The sequence below is a fragment of the Vibrio sp. Vb1337 genome, assembly GCF_033338715.1.
Lineage (GTDB): Bacteria > Pseudomonadota > Gammaproteobacteria > Enterobacterales > Vibrionaceae > Vibrio > Vibrio alginolyticus.
Genome location: NZ_JAWOTD010000249.1, coordinates 1 through 1073, shown reverse-complemented (window position 1 = coordinate 1073; position 1073 = coordinate 1). Strand labels below are relative to the sequence as shown.

Below are 1073 nucleotides of genomic sequence, written 5' to 3'. Positions count from 1 at the left end.
TATGGCGTGTTGTCTCCTTACCACTTTCTGCCGATTGTTGAACGTTGTCATCTCTCTGCCGAGTTGTTCCAAGCCGTCTTGAATAACGCGATTTATGACATCAAGCATCGGGGTTTGACGCAAAAAGTATCCATCAATGTTGATCATGAAAACTTGGAAGATCCGGAGTTTTCACATCGCTTTTTGCAGCAATGCCTTGAGAACGAGATTGAACCCTCTCAAATCACCATTGAAATTACAGAGCGAGACACGTTCCAAACCAGTGCATATCTGTACAAGAACTTACTCAAGCTAAGAATGAACGGCGTCACCGTCTCAATTGATGACTTTGGCACTGGCTCATCGACGTTTGAAAAACTGGCTCAACTGCCGTTCAACGAGCTCAAAATAGATCGCTCGTTTGTGCAAGGCGTCGAGTGCGATATGAAAAAACGCAACATTGTTGTCGCCATCTGTGCGCTGGCGAAAAGTTTGAACATACGGCTCGTCGCGGAAGGAATTGAAGATGAAGTCACGCTTCAAGTGATGCGTGAATACGGAATTGACCTTTGCCAAGGTTTCTACATCGACAAACCCATGCCTTCAGAAGCAATAACCATACTGAATGAAAGATATGAATAAAATGAATTGTTTGATCTTTGATGATCACCCTCTAGTTTGCGTTGCAATCAAATCCTTACTGAAAGAGCTGGGGATGACCAATGAAGTGTTTACCGCAACGTCTGCTAAGTCCGCATTTAAGACATTAAAAGAAAGCAACATTGAACTGCTGATTTTGGATGTGAACTTGGCCGATTGCGACGGCTTTGATTTCTACAAACGCATCAAATCCCACGGTTATGAAGGCAAGGTCATTTTCTTCTCGGCGGAAACCAGCCAAATGTACAGTCAAATGGCGTTTCGATCTGGCGCAGATGGTTATGTGTGCAAGTCGGAAAATCACGACATTCTGAAAGACGCTATCGAAGCGGTGGTGAAGGGCTATACCTTCTTTAAATTTAAGCAAGTCGCGAACGAAGTAAGAGAAATGCCGCAACTTTCGAGCAGAGAAAGTGCCGTGATGAAGTATTTGC

At 44.1% G+C, this 1073-nt stretch carries 2 protein-coding genes; both read left to right on the top strand.

Going from position 1 to position 1073, the window contains the following annotated elements; all coding sequences use genetic code 11:
- The coding region (locus R7E42_RS25410) for an EAL domain-containing protein (protein ID WP_318073294.1) at positions 1-621 on the top strand (621 nt) is incomplete at its 5' end.
- The coding region (locus R7E42_RS25405; protein WP_318073293.1) for a response regulator transcription factor at positions 614-1073 on the top strand (460 nt) is incomplete at its 3' end. The genes R7E42_RS25410 and R7E42_RS25405, both read left to right, overlap by 8 nt.